The organism is Ensifer sp. EB106-05-01-XG146, from assembly GCF_058791875.1.
Genome location: NZ_JBYTDX010000002.1, coordinates 681252 through 703481, shown reverse-complemented (window position 1 = coordinate 703481; position 22230 = coordinate 681252). Strand labels below are relative to the sequence as shown.

At 63.3% G+C, this 22230-nt stretch carries 20 protein-coding genes; 6 read left to right on the top strand and 14 right to left on the bottom strand.

What is annotated here, in order from left to right; translation table 11 throughout:
* Window positions 1–144: 144 nt before the first annotated feature.
* Entirely contained in the window at window positions 145–1440 is a 1296-nt protein-coding gene (locus AC3WVQ_RS23275) for an MFS transporter (protein ID WP_034799465.1), read from the top strand.
* A gap of 81 nt (window positions 1441–1521) precedes the next feature.
* Here the strand turns inward: AC3WVQ_RS23275 and AC3WVQ_RS23270 are convergent, their stop codons facing one another.
* The 3 genes from AC3WVQ_RS23270 to AC3WVQ_RS23260 form a co-directional block, all read right to left on the bottom strand.
* Window positions 1522–1950 (bottom strand): OsmC family protein, encoded by a 429-nt coding sequence (locus AC3WVQ_RS23270; RefSeq protein ID WP_060518277.1) that lies wholly within the window; start codon window positions 1948–1950, stop codon window positions 1522–1524.
* A gap of 125 nt (window positions 1951–2075) precedes the next feature.
* Entirely contained in the window at window positions 2076–3665 is a 1590-nt protein-coding gene (locus AC3WVQ_RS23265) for an ABC transporter substrate-binding protein (RefSeq protein ID WP_060518279.1), read from the bottom strand.
* 10 nt (window positions 3666–3675) lie between these two features.
* A complete protein-coding gene (locus AC3WVQ_RS23260; RefSeq protein ID WP_034799462.1) occupies window positions 3676–4359 on the bottom strand; it encodes a helix-turn-helix domain-containing protein in 684 nt (227 codons plus the stop codon).
* 210 nt (window positions 4360–4569) lie between these two features.
* Here AC3WVQ_RS23260 and AC3WVQ_RS23255 point away from each other — a divergent pair, with 210 nt between their 5' ends.
* The 5 genes from AC3WVQ_RS23255 (at window position 4570) to AC3WVQ_RS23235 (ending at window position 8626) form a co-directional block, all read left to right on the top strand.
* Window positions 4570–5562 (top strand): ABC transporter permease, encoded by a 993-nt coding sequence (locus tag AC3WVQ_RS23255; RefSeq protein ID WP_210339025.1) that lies wholly within the window; start codon window positions 4570–4572, stop codon window positions 5560–5562.
* Window positions 5563–5575: 13 nt separating this feature from the next.
* Entirely contained in the window at window positions 5576–6481 is a 906-nt protein-coding gene (locus tag AC3WVQ_RS23250) for an ABC transporter permease (protein WP_034799460.1), read from the top strand.
* Window positions 6481–7314, top strand: coding sequence for an ABC transporter ATP-binding protein (locus AC3WVQ_RS23245; RefSeq protein WP_034799458.1), 834 nt, complete (start codon window positions 6481–6483; stop codon window positions 7312–7314). The genes AC3WVQ_RS23250 and AC3WVQ_RS23245 overlap by 1 nt, the downstream gene beginning before the upstream one ends.
* The gene (locus tag AC3WVQ_RS23240) at window positions 7311–8051 is read left to right on the top strand and encodes an ABC transporter ATP-binding protein (protein ID WP_457578281.1); all 741 of its coding nucleotides are present in this window, start codon (window positions 7311–7313) and stop codon (window positions 8049–8051) included. The genes AC3WVQ_RS23245 and AC3WVQ_RS23240 overlap by 4 nt, the downstream gene beginning before the upstream one ends.
* A gap of 68 nt (window positions 8052–8119) precedes the next feature.
* Window positions 8120–8626, top strand: coding sequence for a GAF domain-containing protein (locus AC3WVQ_RS23235; protein WP_268087724.1), 507 nt, complete (start codon window positions 8120–8122; stop codon window positions 8624–8626).
* Window positions 8627–8669: 43 nt separating this feature from the next.
* Here the strand turns inward: AC3WVQ_RS23235 and AC3WVQ_RS23230 are convergent, their stop codons facing one another.
* The 11 genes from AC3WVQ_RS23230 to AC3WVQ_RS23180 form a co-directional block, all read right to left on the bottom strand.
* Window positions 8670–9761, bottom strand: coding sequence for an ABC transporter ATP-binding protein (locus AC3WVQ_RS23230; protein WP_034799453.1), 1092 nt, complete (start codon window positions 9759–9761; stop codon window positions 8670–8672).
* 85 nt (window positions 9762–9846) lie between these two features.
* On the bottom strand, window positions 9847–11301 hold the full coding sequence (locus AC3WVQ_RS23225; protein ID WP_457578280.1) for an extracellular solute-binding protein: 1455 nt from the start codon (window positions 11299–11301) through the stop codon (window positions 9847–9849).
* Window positions 11302–11341: 40 nt separating this feature from the next.
* On the bottom strand, window positions 11342–12370 hold the full coding sequence (locus tag AC3WVQ_RS23220) for a carbohydrate ABC transporter permease (protein WP_492383014.1): 1029 nt from the start codon (window positions 12368–12370) through the stop codon (window positions 11342–11344).
* Window positions 12367–13242, bottom strand: coding sequence for a carbohydrate ABC transporter permease (locus AC3WVQ_RS23215; RefSeq protein WP_492383013.1), 876 nt, complete (start codon window positions 13240–13242; stop codon window positions 12367–12369). The genes AC3WVQ_RS23220 and AC3WVQ_RS23215 overlap by 4 nt, the downstream gene beginning before the upstream one ends.
* Window positions 13239–14171 (bottom strand): ribokinase, encoded by a 933-nt coding sequence (gene rbsK / locus AC3WVQ_RS23210; protein ID WP_492383012.1) that lies wholly within the window; start codon window positions 14169–14171, stop codon window positions 13239–13241. Before rbsK ends, AC3WVQ_RS23215 begins: the two co-directional genes overlap by 4 nt.
* 103 nt (window positions 14172–14274) lie before the next feature.
* On the bottom strand, window positions 14275–14727 hold the full coding sequence (locus AC3WVQ_RS23205; protein ID WP_440657563.1) for an RbsD/FucU family protein: 453 nt from the start codon (window positions 14725–14727) through the stop codon (window positions 14275–14277).
* 134 nt (window positions 14728–14861) lie between these two features.
* On the bottom strand, window positions 14862–17246 hold the full coding sequence (locus AC3WVQ_RS23200) for an aldehyde dehydrogenase family protein (RefSeq protein WP_440657562.1): 2385 nt from the start codon (window positions 17244–17246) through the stop codon (window positions 14862–14864).
* 5 nt (window positions 17247–17251) lie between these two features.
* A complete protein-coding gene (gene deoC, locus AC3WVQ_RS23195) occupies window positions 17252–18265 on the bottom strand; it encodes a deoxyribose-phosphate aldolase (protein WP_060518289.1) in 1014 nt (337 codons plus the stop codon).
* A gap of 173 nt (window positions 18266–18438) precedes the next feature.
* Window positions 18439–19170, bottom strand: coding sequence for a DeoR family transcriptional regulator (locus AC3WVQ_RS23190; protein ID WP_034799429.1), 732 nt, complete (start codon window positions 19168–19170; stop codon window positions 18439–18441).
* 222 nt (window positions 19171–19392) lie between these two features.
* Window positions 19393–21195, bottom strand: coding sequence for an aminopeptidase P family protein (locus AC3WVQ_RS23185; protein WP_488904285.1), 1803 nt, complete (start codon window positions 21193–21195; stop codon window positions 19393–19395).
* Window positions 21196–21205: 10 nt separating this feature from the next.
* On the bottom strand, window positions 21206–22228 hold the full coding sequence (locus AC3WVQ_RS23180) for an ABC transporter ATP-binding protein (protein WP_457578635.1): 1023 nt from the start codon (window positions 22226–22228) through the stop codon (window positions 21206–21208).
* Window positions 22229–22230: the final 2 nt, after the last annotated feature.

Genomic DNA, 22230 nt, shown 5'->3' with positions numbered 1-22230 from the left:
TTGAGGCCAGAAGAATCCGGGCAGCCTAAGCCGCCAGGAACCGGCAGAAAACTGCCAAACAACCGTTCAATCTGCGACCTGCGCTCCGAAAGCCCGCGCAGCGCTGTCGCACGCCCTAAAAACACCGACGAAAGGAAGTCGACGATGCTCGGTCCGGCGCTTGCGCGTTATCTTGCCAGACGCAATATCCACTACGGCTGGGCTGTCGCCGCCGTCACCTTCCTGGTCATGCTTTCGACAGCCGGCGCCATGGGCTCGGCCGGCGTGCTCATCAAACCGCTCGAGACCGAATTCGGCTGGACCAATGCGCAAATCTCGCTGGCGCTCGCCATCCGGCTCTGCCTTTTCGGTCTGCTCGGTCCGTTCGCAGCCTCGTTCATGAACCATTTCGGCGTGCGCCCTGTCGTGTCTACGGCGCTGATCCTGATCATCTCCGGCATCGCCGCATCGTTCTACATGACGGAACTCTGGCACCTGGTGGCGATCTGGGGCGTCGTGCTCGGCGTGGGTACCGGCATGACGGCGCTGGTGCTCGGCGCGACGGTCGCAACGCGCTGGTTCGATAAACGGCGCGGGCTCGTCGTCGGGCTGATGACCGCCAGCAACGCCACCGGCCAGCTGGTCTTCCTGCCGTTGCTCGCTTCTCTCACCGAAACGATCGGCTGGCGCTCGGCGCTGACGCTGATCATCGTCATCCTGCTTGCGGCCTTCACCCTGGTCCTGCTTCTGATGCAGGATCGCCCTGGGGACCTTGGCCTTGCGCCCTTCGGCGGCAAGCAGATGGTGGCGGCGCCGCCGAAGGCGAAGAGCTTCGGGGAACTGCTGATGGCACCGATCCGGGCGCTTTCCGACGCCGCCAAGACCAACACCTTCTGGGTGCTGTTTGCGACCTTCTTCGTCTGCGGCTTCAGCACCAACGGGCTGATCCAGACCCATTGGGTTTCGATCTGCGGCGATGTTGGTATTGCCCCCGTCGCAGCAGCCAGCCTGCTGGCGCTGATCGGCGTATTCGATCTGATCGGCACCATCGGTTCCGGCTGGCTCTCGGACCGTTATGACAACCGCTGGCTGCTCTTCTGGTTCTACGGCCTTCGCGGCCTGTCGCTGATGTTCCTGCCGTTCAGCGGCTTCAACATCTACACGCTGTCGATCTTTGCGATCTTCTACGGCCTGGATTGGGTCGCGACGGTACCGCCGACGGTGAAACTTTCGGCCGAACGCTTCGGTCCGGAACGCGCCGCCCTCGTCTTCGGCTGGGTCTTCACCGGTCACCAGCTGGGTGCGGCCAGTGCGACCTTCCTCGCAGGCGCCAGCCGGACGTCGCTTGAAACCTATACGCCGGCGCTGATTGCCGCCGGGATGCTCTGCATTGTCGCGGCCCTGCTGGTGCTGACGATCGGTCGGCGTCAACCGGAGGCGCTTACGCCGCAACCGGCATGAGTCCTTCTGCCAGTTGCATCGAAAAGGGCGGGCTGCCAATGGCAGCCCGCCCTTTTGTTGGACGCTGAGACCCAATGAACGTCAGTGGGCAAACTCGGTCACGAATTCCGGATTGCCGCGGATCGTATTGCTGACGGTGCAGATCTCGTTTTCGGCGGCTTCCGCGATCGCATGGCGGACCGTGTCGTCAAAATCACCCTTGATGTCGAAGACGATGTTGAATTTTGCGACGCGGGACGGCTCGTCATGGGCTTTCTCGCCCGTCACCTTGGCACTCACTTCCGTCAGCCGGTCGAGCACGCCAAAACGGCTGGCGGCGATGCGGGCGCTCAGCACCAGGCAGCTTGCGAGCGACGCATAGAGCAGATCGAGCGGGCCGTAGCCCGCCTGCGACGGGCCGGTGACGATATCGAGTTCACCACCGGTGACCGAGGTCACATGCGGAAAGCCGGTCTTGCCGACCACAGCCGTCGCACCGGTTTCCCGCGTTCTCACCTTCACATCCGCCATGTCGTAAAACCTTCCCAGAACTTATCAAACCGATCGGTAGAAACACGTCGCCCCGGGCCGGAAGGCCCAGGGCGTTTTGATATGTGCGCCTTTTTCTCATCGGCGCAAGGGCGATCGCTGGCGGATCAGTTCTTCTTCACCAGGCGGTAGAAGACATAGTCCGAGATGGCGCCATTGACGTAGCCTTCGACCTTGTCCTTCATCGCGACCTGGGTCGCGGCCTGGAACATGATCACGATCGGCGACTTTTCCTGCACCTTGCGCTGCAGGTCGACATAAAGCGCGTCGCGCTTGGCCGGATCGGCTTCCTTGAGGGCTGCCTTGGTCGCTTCGTTGAGTTCCGCCGGAACCGCCCAGCCGTTACGCCAGGTGGTCGTCGACTGATACTTGTCGTCGGCGTTGTCTTCGTTATAGGCGAAGGCCTTGGCGTTCGAATGCGGGTCCATGAAGTCCGGGCCCCAATAGAGCAGCATCGCTTCGTGGGTGCGCGCGCGGTACTTGGTGATGACCTGGCTACCGGTGCCCGGGATGATCTCGAAGTTGATCCCGGCTTCGGCGAAGGACGCCTGCAGTGACTGCGCCATGTCGGTGAACGGCGTCGAGTTGATGACGTCGAGGGTCACCTTGATCGGCGTCTTGATGCCGGCATCGGCCAGGATCTTCTTCGCCTTTTCAACGTCGTAGCTGTAGGGGGTCTCATCGAGCGAGCCCGGGAAGCCCTTCGGCCAGAAGGCCTGGTGAACTTCCATCTGGCCCTTGAGGAAGCTGTCGGTCATGCCCTTGTAGTCGACCAGATAGCGAGCGGCTTCCCAGACGGCTTCCGGCTGCAATGCTGCGTCCTTCTGGTTGAACGACAGGAAGTGTACGGCGGCCTGCGGATAGGATTCGACCTTCACGCCGTCCTTGCCTTCAAGACCCGAAACCTGGTCCGGGGTCAGGTTCTTCGCCATGTCGACATCGCCGGTCTGCAGCATCAGCTGCTGGGTTGCGGCTTCGGCCACGTGACGGATGATGACGCCCTTGATAACAGGAGCGCCGCCGAAGTAGTTCGGGTTGCTCGCAAGGTTGAGCAACTCGCCGGCGCGGAAGGCCTTGAGCACGAACGGGCCGGTGCCGGCCGAATTGGCCTTGAGCCACGCATTGCCGAAGTCGCCATCGGCCTCGTTGGCCTTGACGGTTTCCGCGTCGATCACCGAAGCCGGGCGAGCGGCGAGAACGTTGAGAACGAAGGCCGACGAGAAGTCGCCGTCATACTTGACCGTGACCTTGTTACCTTCGGCGGTCACCATCTTGTCGATGTTTTCGGGCGTCCAGCCGAGCTGCGTCAGGATGAAGGCCGGCGCCTTGTTGAGAACGACGACGCGCTTGAAGGAGTAGACGACGTCTTCGCCACGCAGCGGATTGCCGGAGGAAAAGGTAACGCCATCACGCAGCGTGAAGGTGATCGTCTTTGCCGCATCGTCGACCGTCCATTCGGAGGCAAGACCCGGTGCCAGCTTCTTCACGTCGGGCGCATCGTACTGCACCAGGCGGTCATAGGTCTGGGTGACGTATTCGCCCGAGGAGAACTCGTAGGCCTCGGCCGGGTCGATGCTGACGATGTCGTCGATATTCTGGGCAACGACCAACACATCGGCTGGCGTTTCGGCGAGTGCGGCCGGCGCCACGCTCATCATCAGGGACGCCGCGAAGACCGCGGCCTTGAACATTCTCATCATCATTCTCCTATTTTCGATGAGGCTTGGTTTTTGTCGGTGCCGGCTTCAGCGCCGATTGCGGCTGACCGGTCTCGTTGGATTGGGAAGCGCGGGGCCGGAAGAGCGGCAGGGTGCCGGTCCAGATCAACCGCACGGGTGCGTCTGTCTTGTTCCACCAGTAGTGGGGCTGGATGCCGCGGAAGTGCAGGCCGTCGCCAGGCGAAAGCATGGTGTCGTCGCCATCGAGCCCGAAGAGGATCTCGCCTTCGAGCATATAGACGAGCTCTTCGCCCTCATGGCTGAAGACCTCGGAGCGATGCCCCGGCGGAATGGTGATGACGAAACTCGAAAGCTGATTGCCGGCGAAATCCGCGCCAATGCGCTCATAGGAAACAGGCGAGCCGCCGACCGAAAACACCATGCGCCCCTCGGCGCGCGAAAGCCCGGTGTCGATCGCCGGTGCCAGGATGAAATGGTTGAGTTCGGCGCCCAGGCCTTGCGCAATCTGGGCCAGTGTGCCGAGCGAGGGCATGGCAAGATCGCGCTCGATCTGGCTCAAATAGCCGACCGAAACGCCCGCTGCGTCGCTGAGCGTCTGCAGGGTCATATGCATCTGCCGGCGGCGCGCACGCACCAGCGCGCCCACCTTCGGCTGCCCTGCCCCGGCCGATTTGCCCGAAGCGGCCTGCGTATCCTCTGACGGATCGCTCACAGCGGTTATTCCTCCCGTTTCCGCCCCAGTAAAATTTTTTTGATTTAAGCAAACTTATTTATATACTCCAAGCAAATTTTTGCGGTATCGACAAGTGAGACCGCAAGCGAAGAGGGATGGTGACGCCACGTGGCAAACGACAGCACGACAGCAGCAGCGCCGGCGCGCCGCGCCGCCAGACCCAGTCGGGCACGGCAGCGCCTTCTTTCACTGGCAGGCTTTCTGGTAACGCTTGCGATAACCTTCCTCGGCCTGCTCGCAATCACCTTCTTCATCGGCCGCATCGTGCCGATCGACCCGGTTCTGGCTGTCGTCGGCGACCGCGCACCCGTCGCCGTCTATGAGCGCGTGCGCCAGGAAATGGGGCTCGACCAGCCGCTCATCACCCAGTTCGTCAGCTACGTACGTGACGTCGCCACCTTCAATTTCGGAACATCGGTTTCGACGGGCAAGCCGGTTATCGAGGACCTCGCTCGCGTCTTCCCGGCAACACTCGAAATGGCGACGCTCGGCATCATCCTCGGCGTGCTGATCGGCGTGCCGCTCGGTGTTTTTGCCGCCGCCCGCCGTGGCTCCTGGCTCGATCAGGGCATCCGCGTCATCGGTCTGCTCGGTTATTCGGTGCCTGCCTTCTGGCTCGGTCTCGTCGGCCTGGCGATTTTCTACGCGAAGCTGAAATGGGTCGGCGGCCCCGGCCGTGTCGACATCTTCTACGACGGCATGGTGTCGCCGGTCACAGGCCTGATCCTTGTCGACAGCATCATTGCTGGCGAATGGGAGATCTTCCGCAACGCCGTCTGGCACCTGATCCTGCCGGCGTCCTGCCTCGGCTTCTTCTCGCTCGCCTATATCGCCCGCATGACGCGCTCCTTCATGCTCGACCAGCTGAGCCAGGAATATGTGACGACCGCCCGGGTCAAAGGCGTGCCGGAGCGCCTGGTCATCTGGCGCCATGCCTTCCGGCCGATCCGCGTGCCGCTGATCACCGTTATCGGCCTGTCCTATGCCGGCCTGCTCGAAGGCTCCGTGATGATCGAGACGATCTTCTCCTGGCCCGGCATCGGCAACTACCTGACCGTCGCTCTGCTCAATGCCGACATGTCGGCCGTGCTCGGCTCGACCCTCGTCATCGGCGCGGTCTTTATCGGCATCAACAAGATTTCGGACGTGCTCTACCGCGTGCTCGATCCGCGTGCACGCTAAGGGAGGAGCGACCATGACCACACTTCGCGACTGGCTGATCGACGACAGCCCCGCCTCGCCGATGCAGGCGCGCCTCGGGCGCTTCTATCGCATCTTCGGCGCGCTGATGCGCAATCCGCTCGCCGTTGTCGGCGCCGTCATCATCCTCGTTCTGGTGCTGACCGCACTCTTTGCGCCGTGGCTCGCCACCCATGATCCGCTGCGCCAGTCGCTGAGCGAACGCCTGCTGCCGCCGAGTGCCGCCCACTGGATGGGAACCGACGAACTCGGCCGCGACATCTGGTCCCGCGTTGTCTACGGTTCACGCATCACGCTGGCCATCGTCACGCTGGTTGCAGTGCTCGCAGCCCCTGCCGGCCTGGTGATCGGCGTGGCTGCCGGTTATTTCGGTGGCTGGGTCGACCGTATCCTGATGGGCATTACCGATATCTTCCTGTCGCTGCCGAAGCTCATCCTGGCGCTTGCCTTCGTTGCAGCCCTTGGTCCCGGCATCGAGAACGCGATCATCGCCATCGCGATCACCTCCTGGCCCGGCTATGCCCGTGTCGCTCGTGCGGAGACGCTGACCTTCAAGAACTCCGAATTCATTTCGGCGGTGCGTCTGCTCGGCGCGTCGAGCCTCCGGGTCAATCTCGGCCACGTGCTGCCGCTCTGCACCTCATCGATGATTGTCCGCGTCACGCTCGACATGGCCGGCATCATCCTGACGGCTGCCGGTCTCGGCTTCATCGGACTTGGCGCTCAGCCGCCACTTCCCGAATGGGGCGCGATGATCTCGCGCGGTCGCTCCTTCATTCTCGATCAGTGGTGGGTCGCGACCATGCCCGGCTTTGCCATCATTCTCGTTAGCCTCGGCTTCTGCTTCCTCGGTGATGGCCTGCGCGACGTGCTCGATCCGAAGAGCGGGGAGCAGCGCTGATGAGCAATCTTCTCGAAGTCGAAAACCTGCGCGTCACCTTCCCGACGCCCCGCGGTGATCTCGAAGTCGTGCGCGGCATCTCCTTCACCCTCGGCCGCGAACGCCTCGGCATCGTCGGCGAGAGCGGCTCGGGCAAGTCGATGACCGGTCGCTCGATCCTGCAGCTGATCCGGGCACCGGGTCGGGTCACCGCCGACAAGCTCGTCTTCGACGGCGTCGACCTCCTGAAGCAGTCCGAGCGGCAGATGCGCGCCATCCGCGGCGCCCGCATTTCCATGGTGATGCAGGATCCGAAGTTCTCGCTGAACCCGGTCATGACCATCGGCGAGCAGATCGCCGAAGCGTTGCTGACGCACCAGAAGCTGCCGCGCCGCGAGGTCAACGCGCGCGTGCTTACGATGCTGGAATCGGTGCGCATTGCAGATCCGGAACGCGTCGCCAAGCTCTACCCGCACGAAGTCTCCGGTGGCATGGGCCAGCGCGTGATGATCGCGATGATGCTGATCCCCGAGCCGGACCTTCTGATCGCCGACGAGCCGACCTCGGCGCTCGACGTTTCCGTCCAGGCCCAGGTGCTCGACATCATCGACGAACTGGTGAAACGCAAGGGCATGGGCCTAATCTTCATCAGCCATGACCTCAATCTCGTCTCCAGCTATTGCGACCGCATCCTCGTGATGAACACCGGCGAGGTGGTCGAGGAATGCAAGGCCGGCGAACTGATGGCGGCCAAGCACCCCTATACGCGCGGGCTGATCGCCTCCATTCCGCGCCTCGATGAAACACGGGACGAGCTGCCGGTGCTCGACCGCAGCGCATGGGCCAAGGCATGACCGCGCTCTCTCTGAAGAACCTCGACATCTCCTATGGCGACGTGCAGATCACCCACGACGTCAATCTCGATATCGCCGACGGCGAGAGCTTTGCCCTTGTCGGAGAAAGCGGCTCGGGAAAATCGACCGTCCTGAAAGCGATCGCCGGCCTCGCGCCGGAATGGACCGGCGAGATCACCGTGCTCGGCTCGCCCCGCGGCCACGGCATCGACCGCGCCTTTTCGCGTCAGTGCCAGATGGTGTTCCAGGATCCCTACGGCTCGCTGCATCCGCGCAAGACCGTTGACGCCACGCTCGGCGAAGCGCTGACGATCCACGGCATCGGCGACCGCAATACGCGGATCGAGGAGGTCATGACCTCGGTCGGCCTCGATCGCAAGTTCCGCTTCCGCTTTCCGCACCAGCTCTCGGGCGGCCAGCGCCAGCGTGTGGCAATCGCCCGGGCGCTGATGCTGAAGCCGAAGGTGCTCTTACTCGACGAGCCGACATCCGCGCTCGACGTTTCGGTCCAGGCCGAAATCCTCAACCTGTTGAAGCGCCTCCGGCGCGAGCAGAACCTCACCTTCCTGATGGTCACCCACAACCTGGCGGTCGTCTCCTTCCTCTGCGATCGCCTCGCTGTCATGCGCCAGGGCCGGATCGTCGAGATTGCCGATGTCGCCGACCTCAAGCGCGGTGACCTCAAGGATCCCTATTCGCGCGAGCTGATGCAGATCAGCGCCGCGCATGCCAACTAGGATGGGACAACACCGACGATTTCTCGTCTGTCCCCTTCTAAGATATCGAGCAACCCCAAGGACATAGCATGAACAGTGAACAGATCGCTGCCGCGCTGGCGGAATTCGACGCGGCCATTGCCAAGACCACCGATGCCGATGCGGTATGGACCGCATTGCAGACGCTTAGCCGCCAGGTGATCGGCGCCAAGCTCTTCACCATCATGACCGTAGACATGGTCAACGAAGTCGCGCGCCGCGCCTACACCTCGCACCCCGCGGAGTACCCGACCTCGGGCACCAAGCCGATCCGCTACGACAGCTGGTTCGACATCGTGCACAAGGCGCACCAGACCTTCGTCGCCAACACCATCGCCGATATCGCCAAGGTTTTCCCGGACCACGAGACGATCTGGTCGCTCGGCTGCGGCTCGGTTGCCAACATCCCGGTCGTTGTCGGCGGCGAGCTGCTCGGCACCGTCAACTGCCTCGACGTCGAGCATCACTACACGCCGGAGCGCGTGGCACTCTCCAAGCACCTGGAGCTGCCGGCGAAGCTCGCCTTCCTCGCCGCAGCCCGCACCGAGAAGAAATAAGACAGCAGGCCGGAGGCGTCATCGCCTTCGGCCATCCATCCGCTCAGCGGCCGATCGCCCCACCGGTTTCCTTCAGGAAGAAATGCATCTTCTCCGTCTCGATCGGCACCGCGATCTGGTCATCGGGGCCGATGCGTGACGCAGCGTGAACCTGCGCCGTGAAAGCGGCGGGCCCGACCCGGCCAAGAGCCAGCGTATGTGGGCCGAGCGGTTCGATATCGCGCACGATCAGCCTGACTGTGGGCGCATTGGCGTCCGTCGCCATCGTATGTTCCGGCCGGATGCCGAGCACGACCGCTTTTCCGACGTAGGCGCCGAGTTTTTCGGCGCGGTTTTCCGGGATAGCCACGGCCACGTCCCCATCCGCTATGAACTGCATCCCTCCATCGCCGCGCTCCAGCCGGCCCTCGAGGAAATTCATGCTCGGCGCACCGATGAAGGCGGCGACGAAAAGATTGGCGGGGGCCTCATAGAGCGTGATCGGATCGGCCGCCTGCTCGATGCGGCCCTGGTTCATGACGACGACGCGGTCGGCCATGGTCATGGCTTCCACCTGATCGTGGGTCACGTAAACGGCAGTCGTCTGAAGACGCCGGTGCAAGAGCTTGATTTCGGTGCGCATTTCGATGCGAAGTTTGGCATCTAGGTTCGACAGCGGCTCGTCGAAGAGGAAGACATCCGGCTGGCGTACGATCGCCCGGCCGATCGCCACGCGCTGGCGCTGGCCGCCCGATAGTGCGCTCGGCTTGCGATTGAGATAGGCGCCGAGGTTGAGGATGCGAGCGGCATCCGTTACCGCCTTTTCGATCTCCGCCTTCGGCGTGCCGCGCACCTTCATGCCGTAGCCGATGTTCTCGGCAACCGTCATGTGCGGATAGAGCGCGTAATTCTGAAACACCATGGAGCAATTGCGCAGGCCCGGCCTGAGATCGGTCACGTCGCGATCGCCAATCCGGATCGAACCCGAAGTCGCAGTTTCGAGGCCGGCAATCATCCTGAGCGTCGTCGTCTTGCCGCAGCCGGAGGGACCGACGAGCACGACGAACTCACGATCGGCAATGTCGAGATCGAGCGGCGGAATGACGGTGACGCTCCCGAAGGACTTGGTGATCTGCTGCAATCGGACCTGTGACATGCTGTAGCCTCTGATGCTGTCTGTGCCCGGTCTCGCCGGGGACGGTGGCGCCCGCCCCGATCGTTTCGGGGCGGGCGTGGGTTCGTTACTGCTGCGGCAAGCCCATCGAGGCGCGATAGGCGGCAAGCTGCTTGTCGCGACCGAACTCGTCGGTCAGCTTGTTCCACTGTTCCGCGACGCTATCGAGCGCCTCTTGCGGCGTCACTTCGCCGGCAAGCGCCTTGGAAAGCTCGATCTCCAGCACTTCGGTGTAGGAGAAGTAGCCGGGAAGGCGCATGTCGAGCGCGATGTTCTTGGCGGTCACCGCCTCCTTCTGCGCACCAAGATATTCCTTCGCCTCACGCTCGGAGAAGATCTTCGACCAGAGATCGAGATTGGTCGTGTGCGAGATGCGGTAAGGGTTCACACCGGTGCCGCCGGTAATCGCCGCCTGGCCCGAGACGGCCGGGCTCGTCAGATACTGGATGTAGTTCCAGGCTGCTTCCTGCTTGGTCGAGGTCGCGGGAACTGCCGCCTGCCAACCGCCGAAGGCCATGAAGGAGGTCTGGACGACGTGGTCGAACTTGTCCCACTTCTTGGTCTTGTAGTTCCAGATCTCGTCCGATCCCGGCAGCGATGCCGAGCCGACATTGCCGGCCACCTTCGACTGCTTCGGGTCGGCGCCGATGACGCCGGTATCACCCCAGCCGATCGATTCCGCCACCTGGCCGCCGGCAAAAGCGGCGTTCACTTCGCCGAAGGAGAAGTTCAGCGCGTTCGGCGGCGCGAGCTTTGAGGCGCGGATGTATTCCTCGAGGCCACGGACCCAGCCGGGATTGTTGACCTGGGCGTCCATCGTTTCCGGATTAAAGAACATGGCGCCCGGATTGTCCGGATGGCTGGTATAGCCGGCGACGTGGCTGAACAGGAACCAGAACTGCTGGCCGCCGCGGCGGAAAGCTTCCGCCGTGCCCCAGAGGTTGTTCGAGGGCTGGTTGAAGTATTCGGCGATGTCCAGATACTGCTTCCAGGTCTTCGGCGGCGCCAGATCGTAGCCGTACTTTTCCTTGAAGGCCTTCTGGTTGTCGGCGTTCTCGAAGAGGTCGATGCGGTAGCTGTAGGTATGGGCGTCGCCGTCCATCGTCTGCGACAGCACCTTGCCGTTCCAGACCATCAGCTGTTCGCGGTAGACGGGCGCGATATCGTCCCAGTCGGCGCCCTTCTGCATGTCGGCCGGCATTTCCGACAGGAAGTCGGTGAAATCAGGGGCCCAGGCCGGTGCGAAGGCGATCACGTCGAAAGCGTCTTCGCCAGAGGTCAGCGAGGTCACGATCTTCGGATAGAGCTCCGACCACGGGAACTCGACGACCTTGACCTTGCCGCAGGTCTTTTCCTCCCAGCCCTTGGCCGCAAGCTGCAGCGCCGAGGCAATGTAAGGACCGGTCTGTGTGGTCGCCGTCAGTTCGACGCCGGTGTAATCCGGGTCGCAGGCGAGCGCCGTTCCCGCGCTCCCGGATGCGAGTGCGGCGAGAGATGCAGATGCCAGTAGCAATTTTCTCATTCTATCCTCCCTGTAAATGAATGCATGCCAAAGCGGTTGGTTACTTGATCGCTCCAAGAAGCAGGCCGGAGCGCATGAGCCGGCTCAAAAGCCCGGCCATGACCATCATCGGAATGATGGCAACGAGGGCGGCAGCGGAAATCGCCCACCATTCGTCGCCGCGCTGGCTGTTCTGGCCGGCAACGAGAATGGGCAGCGTCTGCCATTTGGAGTTGGTCAGGAACAGCGCGAACAGGAACTCGTTCCAGACGAAGGCGAGCGTGATCATGAAGGTGGCGATCAGACCCGGCTTCGACATCGGCAGCACGATGCCGAAGAAGATCCGCCACGACGGCACGTTGTCGACCATCGCCGCCTCCTCGACCTCCACCGGCAGCGCCTCGAAGAAGTCGCGCATCAGCCAGATGACGATCGGCAGCGAGAAGGCGATATAGGCGAAGGTGAGGCCGATATAGCTGTCGACCAGCTTGAAGCCGAGTTTTCCCATCTCGGTGTACATCAGGTAGAGCGCAAAGGCAGCGACGATCGGCGGGAACATGCGCTGGCTGACGAACCAGAAGACGATGTCGTTGTTGCCGAGTTCCGGCCCCGGAAGGCGAAAGCGGCTCGAGATCACCGCAAGCGCGAGCGCTGCCACAAAGGCATAGACCAGCGAGATGCCCTGGCCGTAGCCAAGCACATGGCGGCCGAGCAGGAAGCCTCCGAAGGCGATCACCACGAAGATCAGTCCCGAGAGCAGGCGAAAGCGGAAGGTGAAGCGCACCAGCGCATAGGCTGCCATGGCTCCGATGAAGGTCGCGGCGATCGACGCCGAAAGGCCGATGATTGTCGAGGCCAGGAAGGTGTTGAAGAACTGGCCACGCTGGCCCGACAACAGCTCGCTCCAGGCCGTCAAGCTCGGCTCGAAATCAACGAAGGGCAGATAGGTCGGCCCGCCGACGACGGCGATCGGCGTCTTGAACGAGGTGATCAGCACCCAATAGAGCGGAAAGAAGGTGATGGCGAGCCAGACGAGGCAGCCGCCGAGCGCCAGCCAGCGCCGTTTCCCTTTGAGAGTGCGCACGCTCATTTGTGCTTCTCCAGATAGGGCTTGAGGATGGCGAGATAGACGAGACCGATCACCGTGATGACAATCAGGAACAGGAACGAAAGCGCCGAGGTGTAGCCGAGGTTGAACTTCTTGAAGCCTTCCTGATAGGCAAACAGCGTCAGCGTCTCGGTCGATATCCCCGGCCCGCCGCCGGTCATGACGAAGACCGTGTCGATGATCTTGTAGCTCTCGATCAGGCGGATGAAGACCACGGCGACCGAGATCGGCAGGACCATAGGAAAGGTGATGTCGCGGAACTGCTGCCAGGGCGTGGCATTTTCGAGCGCGGCCGCCTCGTAGACGTCGTCGGGCAAGGTCTGTAGCCCGGCAAGCAGCATGAGGATGACGAAAGGCGTCCATTGCCAGACCTCGACGGCGATGATCGAGCCGAGCGCCCAGCTGGTTTGGGTGAGGAACGGCAGGTTGGGGAACCCGATTGCCGTCATCAGCTCGTTGAGCGGGCCCATCGTCGGGTTCAGCACCTGGCGGGCGATCAGCGCGACGGCGACCGGCGCCACCAGCATCGGCAGCAGGAAGCTGACGCGGAAGATGCCCTCTCCCGGCACTCTTGAATTCAACGCCAACGCCACCGAAAGGCCGATCACATATTGCAGCCCGACGGAGATGAAGGCGATCAGCGTCGTCGTTCCTGCCACATGCCAGAACCGCGGGTTCTGCAGGAGATCGAGATAGTTGCCGAAGCCGACGAAGCGGGCCGGCGTCGGCGGCACCAGCCGCATGCTCATGAAGCTGGTCGTCAGCGAATAGACGAGCGGGAAGATCGAGATCATCAGCACGATGATCAGCGCCGGCCAGATGAAGAAGTGCTTGATCGGGTCGTTGCGCGTCATGCGGACGCCCCGCGCGCAAGCAGCGCCTCGATCTCGGCCAGCGTCGGCATGGCGGGCGCGGTGCCTCGGCGGGTGACCGCGATGCCGGCGGTGGCGCAGCCGAAGCGTACAGCGTCAACGGGTGAAAGGTCGCGGGCGAGCGCTGCGGAGAAGCCTCCGACAAAAGCGTCCCCCGCCCCGGTCGTGTCGATTACCGGCCCGCTGGCGATCGCCGGCACCAGCACCGACTGCTCGTGGTTGTGATAGAGCACGCCGCGTTCACCGAGCGTGATCAGCGCCGTTTTCGCACCCTTCTTCAGGATCGCGTCACCGGCACGACGAACGTCGTCTTCCGTGGCGAGCGCAAAACCGACGATGGCTGCGGCTTCCGTCTCGTTCGGCACAAGATAATCGCAGAGCGGATAGATCGCATCCGGGAAGGCTTCGGCCGGCGCCGGGTTGAAGACGGTGATGACGCCGGCCGCATGGGCAATTTCGAGCGCCCGCCGAGCGGCGGCCACCGGCTGCTCCAATTGGGTGACGAAGATGCGCGAACCTTCGATCGTCTCGCGCGCGGCCTCGACATCGTCGATCCCGATCGAGCCGGCGGCTCCCGGATAGACGATGATGGCGTTTTCGCCGTTCTGGTCGTTGACATAGATGAAGGCAGCCCCCGTCGGCAGATCGTCCATCTCAACGATCTTCGGCGTCACGCCGGCCTCGGCATAGGTGCGCAGCGCCATCTCGCCAAAGGTGTCGCGGCCGAGCTTGGAGATGAAGGAAACGGGACTTCCCGCCCGAGCACAGGCGACCGCCTGGTTCGAGCCCTTGCCACCCGGCCCGACGGAAAAGCCGCTGCCGGTAATCGTTTCACCGTCAACCGGCATGCGCCGCGCCAGATAGGCCGTGTCGGCCACGAAGATGCCAAGGATCGAAACACCAGTCTTCATTCAAGCCTCCCCCTGCGACCGCACCGCAAGCAAAGCGGCGTGCCCAGGCAATCTCTCGCGATTTCATCTGTCGTCTCGTGCCGCGCGGCGACCGCGCGGTCCGTCAGGTCTTGGGCGGAATGACGCCCTTGGTGAACAGGAAGCAGCCATAGAAGCGCGTCTCGCCCGTGGTAATGACGCAATAGGCCTTCTTGGCTTCCTCGTAGAACTTGAAGCGCTCGATGCCGTACATCGGCGCCGATTTACCCTCAGTGCGATCAATTACCGCCTGCACTTCCTGCTGCACGGGCAGCACTTCGTCGGGCGCACCCATCACCTCCATGCGCCCGGCCGAAGGCTGCAGCGGCGTATCGAGCGGCAGTACGGAAAGCACCGCTTCGACGGCACGCGCGGCCGAGACGTTGTCGATGCGCAACAGCGTGCCGAGCGTGGTCTTGCGGGCAATGGCGTCGGACGGGAAGTTGGTGTCGGAAATGACCAGCGTGTCGCCGTGTCCCATGGACCTGAGCGCGTGCAGCACATCGGCATTCAGCGCCGGATCGATATTCTTCAGCATACAGTCCTCCTCCTGGCGCGCTCCGGTTTCCGTGGCGCGCAATGCATTCCCCCTTGCAGGCGAACGCGTCTCCCTACTGTTCACTTGTCCCACAGCGCGGGCCGGCTCCCCCCGCCCCGCGCGTGGTGGCTCTCCTACTCGCCGTAGGGGATCCAGATGTTCTTGACGTCCGTCGCGCGGCGCAGATAGGCCGGGCCTTCTGCCGCCTCGCGATCGAGCCAGTTCGTCGCCTTTCCGTAGTCGACAAAGGTGCGCTTCAGGTTGCCGACCGAGAGCCTCTCCACGAGGGTCGAAAGTTCCGCCGAGCCGAAAGCCCAGAGCGCATCCACGTCGTTGTGGCTTGCGAGCGTCTTTGCCAGTTCGATCGTCGAACCGGTGACGATGTTGACGACGCCGGCCGGGACGTCTGATGTTTCGAGCACCGTATAGAAATCGGTGGCCGCCAGCGGATGCTGTTCGCTCGGCACCACGACGACACGGTTGCCGGTGGCGATCAGCGGCGCGACCAGGCTGATCATGCCGAGCAGCGGCGCTTCCGGCGGGCAAACGACGCCGACGACGCCGATCGCCTCGGGGATCGCAAGTGCTACGCCGCGAAGCGGCGGCTGGTGGATCGCGCCTTCGTACTTGTCGGCCCAGGCGCCATAGGTGAAGAGGCGTGCGATCGAGGCTTCGACTTCCGCCTTGGCGTTGGCCGCAGACACTCCGGTCATGTCGGCGATCCGATCGGCGAATTCGCCCGCACGGCCACTCAGGTTTTCGGCGATGTAGTAGAGGATCTGCGCGCGGTTGTGCGTCGTTGCCGACGACCAGCCGGATGCGGCTTGCGCTGCGACGACTGCGTTGCGGATGTCCTTGCGGTTGCCCTCGCCGACCTCGCCAAGCACCTTGCCCTTGGGCGAGAGCACGTTGCGGTTATAGTTGCCATCCGGCCGTGCCTGCTTGCCGCCAATGAAAAGCTTGGCGGTACGGTCGACGTCAGGCATGGCGAAATCGCCAGCCACGGGCTTCAATGCCGGTTCGGCGGCGGCGGGACGCAGCTTTCGGCCGACCCAAGCCTTCGGCTTCAGATATTCGTAGCAGCCCTCGCGACCACCCTCGCGGCCGAAGCCGGATTCGCGCTTGCCGCCGAAACCGGCAGACGCATCGAAGAGGTTAGTCGCGTTGACCCAAACCACACCGGCGGCGAGCTTGGCCGCGACGTGCAATGCCAGGCCGATGGTCTCGCTCCAGACGCTGGCGGCAAGGCCGTAGCGCGTATGGTTGGCAAGCTGGATCGCCTCTTCCGGGGTGCGGAAGGTCATGGAGACGGCGACGGGGCCGAAGATCTCTTCCGTCGCAACGATCGAGGTCGGCTGCACGCCGGTGAGCAGGGTCGGCGGATAGAAGCTGCCGCCCTGCGGCAGTTCGATCTTCGGCTGATGCAGCGCTGCTCCTTCGGAGACGCCCTTGGCGACCAGGTCTTCGATCCGCTGCAACTGCACCGGCGCGACGATCGCTGCCATGTCGATCGCCTTGTCGAGCGGATGGCCGACGCGCAGCGTCTGCATGCGGCGCTTCAGGCGCTCGTAGAACAGCGGTGCCACGCCTTCCTGCACGAGGATGCGCGAGCCGGCGCAGCAGACCTGGCCCTGGTTGAACCAGATGGCGTCAACCACGCCTTCGACGGCGCCGTCGATATCAGCGTCGTCAAAGACGATGAAGGGTGACTTGCCGCCGAGTTCGAGCGTCAGCGACTTGCCGGTGCCGGCAGTGCGCTCACGGATGAGGCGGCCGACTTCGGTCGAGCCGGTAAAAGCGATCTTGTCGATGTCCGCATGCTCGACAATCAGCGCGCCGGTTTCACCTTCGCCGGTAACGACGTTGAGCACGCCGGCCGGAAGACCTGCTGCAGCGGCCAGTTCGGCAAAGAGCAGCGCCGTCAGCGGCGTGAATTCCGCCGGTTTCAGGATCACCGTGTTACCGAGCGCCAGAGCGGGCGCGACCTTCCAGGCGAGCATCAGGAACGGGAAGTTCCAGGGAATGATCTGGCCGACGACGCCGACCGGAACCTGATCGGCAAATTCGGTTTCCTGCAGCTGGGCCCAGCCGGCATGGTGATAGAAGTGACGGGCGGCAAGCGGCACGTCGATGTCGCGCGTCTCGCGGATCGGTTTGCCGTTGTCGAGCGCCTCGACCACGGCAATCAGACGCGCATGGCGCTGGATCATGCGGGCGAGCGCATAGAGATGACGGGCGCGGGCATGGCCCGGCAGTTTTGCCCAGGCGGCTTGCGCCTTGCGGGCAGCGGCAACCGCATCGTCGACGTCCTTGGCACCGCCGAGCGCGATCTTTGCAAGCAGCTTGCCGGTTGCCGGCTCCTTCGTCTCGAAGGTCTTGCCCGAGGCGGAGGCGACGAAGGCGCCGTTGATGAAGTGGCCGAATTCGCCCTTGTGACGGGCGAGCCACTGGCGGGCTTCCGTATCGGCTTCAGGGGCTGGACCATAGGACATTTCGTCAAAATACCTTGCGACAGTCATCGGGATCATCCAATCGGGTGACGGTTGAGGGCCGAGTAGGCGCCGGTAACGTGATGCTCGAGCTGACGCTCGATATCGGCGAGCAGGCTCGATGCGCCGATGCGAAAGAGATCCGGCTCAAGCCATTCGCGGCCAAGCTCGTCCTTCATCAGGAACTGGTAGTTCAGGATGTCCTTGGCCGCCGAAATGCCGCCGGCCGGCTTGTAGCCGACCTTGAGGCCGGTCTGTTCCTGATAGGCGCGGATCATGCGCAGCATGACGAGCGTGACCAGCAGCGTCGCATTGACGCCTTCCTTGCCGGTCGAGGTCTTGATGAAATCGGCGCCAGCCATCATGCAGACGAGCGAAGCGCGCGCGACGTTGCGCAGCGTCTTCAGGTCGCCGGTCGCAAGAATAGCCTTCACATGAGCGTCACCGCAGGCGGCACGGAAATCGCGCATCTCGTCATAGAGTGCCTGCCAGTTGCCCGTCAGCACATGCTCGCGGGTGATGACGATATCGATTTCCTTGGCGCCATCGGCGACGGAGGCTTCGATCTCGCGCAGCTTCACGTCATGCGGGATCAGGCCGGCAGGAAAACCGGTGGAGACGGCTGCCACCGGGATACCGGACCCTTCGAGCGCCTCGACGGCGGTGGAAACGAAACGATGATAGACGCACACGGCACCGGTCGTGATACCGCGACTGCCCATGCCGATCGCATCGAGCAGATCCTGGCGCACCGGTTGGCGCGCCTTGGCGCAGAGCCGCTTGACGCGCTCCGTCGTGTCGTCGCCATTGAGCGTCGTGAGGTCGATGCAGGTAACGGCTTTCAACAGCCAGGCGGCCTGCGCGTCCTTCTTCACCGTGCGGCGACCGGGCAGCGTCGCAACGCGACGCTCGGCGGCCGACAGATTGACGCGCTGGTCCAGCACCCAGCCAAGATCGAGATCGATGCCGTTGTTGCGCGGCCAGTTATGGCCCGCCGCCGGCGAATGCGCGGCCTTCGGCGCGCCAGTTTTCACAGCAAGGTCTTCCAAGCGATGGCTCCTTGAACTCCCTGTCACGACCAGCCGCACTCGAGCACAGCCGCCGAGAACTCATTTTTGTTATTTTTCTATCGAATTTTTGTGACTATTCCATCAAGAACAGAGAGTGTCAAGCGAGACACCGCCGTTTTGACGATTTCGTAATATTTTTGCGGATGCCGCCTTCACAGGCCCGGCAGCTGCGTTTCGCCCTCTTCGGTGATGATAGAGCGAAAAACGCCGATTGGCGCGAAAAAAGCCGGCTTCAGCTTGCCGATCTTGCTGAGGTCGACGACCAGATGGCTCTCGCGCGCCAGCGAGATGACCTTCTGCTTCACCGACACCTCGTGGAAATGCACGCAGGTCGCACCACGCGCCGGATCGATGCCGGCGGCCGACAGGAAGGCGACGTTGATGCCGAGCGAATCGAGAGTCTCCAGACCGGAGTTGCCGGAAAAAGACGCAGACGAAGGGTGATAGACGCCACCAAGCATGACGATCCGAACATTCGGCTTATGGGTCAGCTTCTCCGCCACGTTCAGAGAATAACATACTGCTGTTATTGAATAATTCTCTGGAACGAGGTCGACGAGATATTCGAGTGTAGTGCCGCAATCGATGAAGATCGTCTCGTCCGGGCGGATATGGCGCGCCGCGTGGACACAGGCCTCGCGCTTGGCGGCAGCGTGGCTGTCGGCCTCGCGTGCCAGCTCGTAGGGCGCATCGCCTTCGATCTCCGACGCCGGCACGATATGTCCGCCGAGAAAAGCAAACTGGCCGGGATTGTCGGCAACGTCACGACGGATCGTCATTTCAGAGACGCCGAGCAGGGCCGCGGCGTCGCGCAAGTGCAGGACTCTCCGTCCTGAAAGGGCATCTGCGAGCTGGATGATGCGGGCTGTCTTGCGGCTGACCATAATTTCTTCCGTGTCCGACGAGTTCTGCAGCCGTTCATGGCGTGAACAGATTTTGTGAAAAATATCACAAACCTTCTCCCCCAAGCAAGAGGAGTCACATTGATTGAAAGCGACCTGATCGCGGCCGGGGAGCCGATCGCCAAAAATGACAACGGCGGACCAACCGGCCCGCCGCTCCACTGTCGTCATATCAATCCGCGAGAAGAAGCGGACGAGGCGCTATCACGCGCTGATCGGCGCCGTCCGGTCGGAAAGCCAGTCCACCGTCTCCGGTTCAAGCAAGCCGTCCAGTTCCTGCGCGACGCGACGGTGATAGGCATCGATCCAGGTCCGCTCGGCCGCCGTCAGCAAGCCGAAATCGGCCAGCCGCAGATCGATCGGCACCAGCGTCAGGCTCCGGAAGCTCAGGAAACCGTCGCCGTCGTCGACCACCTCCACCTGGTTTTCGATGCGGATGCCGTAGGCGCCGGCCTTGTAGTAGCCCGGCTCGATCGTCGTCACCATGCCCGGCTTCAGCTCGATCTCGTTGACGCGGCGATCGAAGCGCTGCGGCTGTTCGTGGACCGAGAGAAAGTGACCGACCCCATGGCCGGTGCCGTGGTCATAATCGAGACCAAGATCCCAGAGCGGGCGGCGGGCAAAAGCGTCGAGCTGGTGACCGAAGCTTCCCCTGGGGAATTTCAGCGATGCCATGGAGATCAACCCCTTAAGGACGGCCGTGTAGGCGCGCCGGATCTCGTCGCTGACCGGACCGATCGCCGTCGTGCGCGTGGCATCGGTGGTGCCGGTCAGATACTGCCCGCCAGAATCGAGCAGATAGACCCCGTCCTTGCGGATCAGCCCGTTGCTCGCCTCGGTGGCTGCATAATGACACATGGCGGCATGACCGCCGGCTGCCGAAATCGAGCGGAAGCTCGGCTCGACGAAACTTTCGGCCATCTGGCGATAGGCGAGGATACGCTCTTCCGCTTCCAGTTCGGTCACCGGTTTGCCGCTCGCCTCCCGTTCGGCGGCGTGCCGCTCGAGCCAGGCAAAGAAGCGAACCCAGGCGGCGCCGTCCAGACGGTGACAATCGCGGAAGCCCGAGAGCTCGGTCGCGTTCTTGTGCATCTTGGCGAGCGTGATCGGGCTCTTCGCGAGCTGCACGGTGCCGCCTGCGGCGCGTGTGGCATGGGCCGTGGCCGACGGGGCAAATCCGGGATCGATCAGCGCCGTGCGTCCGGCCGCCATCGCCCTGACGCGGTCGAGCAGCTTGCCAGGCTCGGCAATGGCAACATCGTCAAGCTCGAAGTCCGAGAGGTCGTTCGGAAGCTTGCGATGATCGACCAGCCACTCCGTTTGCCCGGCGCGGTCGAAGATCAGGAAGGACTGCGGCATCGGGTTGAAGGCGACGTCGCGGCCGCGGACGTTGAGGAACCACGCGATGTTGTCCGGCTGCGCCTCGATCAAAAGATCGGCCCCCTGCTCCGCCAGCATGGCGGCGATGCGGCGCCTCTTCTCGGCAACGCTTTCGCCGGCATTGGCGACCGGGAAGGCGGTGATCTTGCCGAGCGGTTTTTCCGGCTGGTCGGTCCAGATCGCGTCGACAAGATCCCCGTCGACAGGCGTCCAGACGCCACCCGCCAGCTCGACGGAGCGGCTGCAATCCGCATCCCAGGTGGACGGCAGCAGCATCGCATTGAAGCCGACGCGTTCGCCGTTGCGCAGATTGTTCTTCAGCCAATCCTTGAGCGGTGCGTCATAGAAGTGTTCGATCGCGAAGGTACCGAGATCCACTTCGTCGCGCACCTGCACCTGATAGCGACCATCGACGAAGATCGCGGCGCGGTCGCGCATGACGATCGCCACGCCGGCCGAGCCAGTGAAGCCGGTGACAAAGGCCAGTCGATGGTCGTGTGGCGCGCAGTATTCGCCCTGATGTTCGTCGAAGCGCGGCACGACGTAGCCGTCGAGCCCCGCTTCCGCAAGTTTGCGCCGCAGCGCGCCGATGCGGCCGGAGATATCCGGCCTTGCTCTCGTATCCATGATGTCTTTCCTATCGAGTGGAGTTTGAGGCGTCGCCGATCGTCTCGGCGAAATGGCAGGCGGTCATGCCCGATCCGACCGGGCGCAACGCCGGCTTTTCGCGGCGGCAGCGTTCGGTCGCGTGCGGGCAGCGCACGTGGAAGGGGCAGCCGGGCGGGATGGCGAGCGGGCTCGGCAGCTCACCCGACAGTGCCGGCGTGCGACGCCTGGCGCCCGGGTCAAGCGACGGTGCGGCAGCAAGCAGTCCCTTGGAATAGGGATGCATCGGCTTCGAAAACAGCGCCTCCGACGGGCCGATTTCGACGATGGCGCCGAGATAGATGACGGCGACGCGGTGCGAGACATGGCGTACGAGGCGAAGGTCGTGGGCAACGAACAGCACTGTCAGCCCCAACTCGTCCTGAAGCTCGATCAGGAGATTGACGACCTGCGCCTGCACCGAAACGTCGAGCGCGGAAACGAGTTCGTCGGCGACCAGGCAGGTCGGTTCCAGCGACAGCGCCCGCGCAATGCCGATGCGCTGGCGCTGGCCGCCGGAGAACTCGTGCGGGAACTTATCCGCGGCCCCTTCGGGCAGCCGCACCAGATCCAGCAGTTCGTCGACGCGACGGTCGATCGCCACTCCATCGCGCATGCGATGCACCGTGATCGCCTCTCGCAAGGTATCGCGCACGGTCATGCGGGGGTTGAGCGAGGTATAGGGGTCCTGAAACATCATCTGGACGCGCCGGTTATAGGCGCGCCGCCGTGCCCCCTTGAGGCCGACGACGCTCTCGCCCTCGAACAGGATATCGCCTGATGTCGGCCGGTGCAGGCCGGCGATCAGGCGCGCAAGCGTGGACTTGCCGCAGCCGGATTCGCCGACGATCCCGAGCGTCTCGCCGGGCATCACTTCTAGATCGATGCCGTTGACCGCCGAGACGACCTGCTGCGGACGGCGGGCGAGCGTGTCGGACAGCGAGCGCCGTTTCTCGAACTGGATCGACAGCGCACGCAGCGAAAGCAAAGGCGTTGTGCTTGCTGAAGTGGGCATGA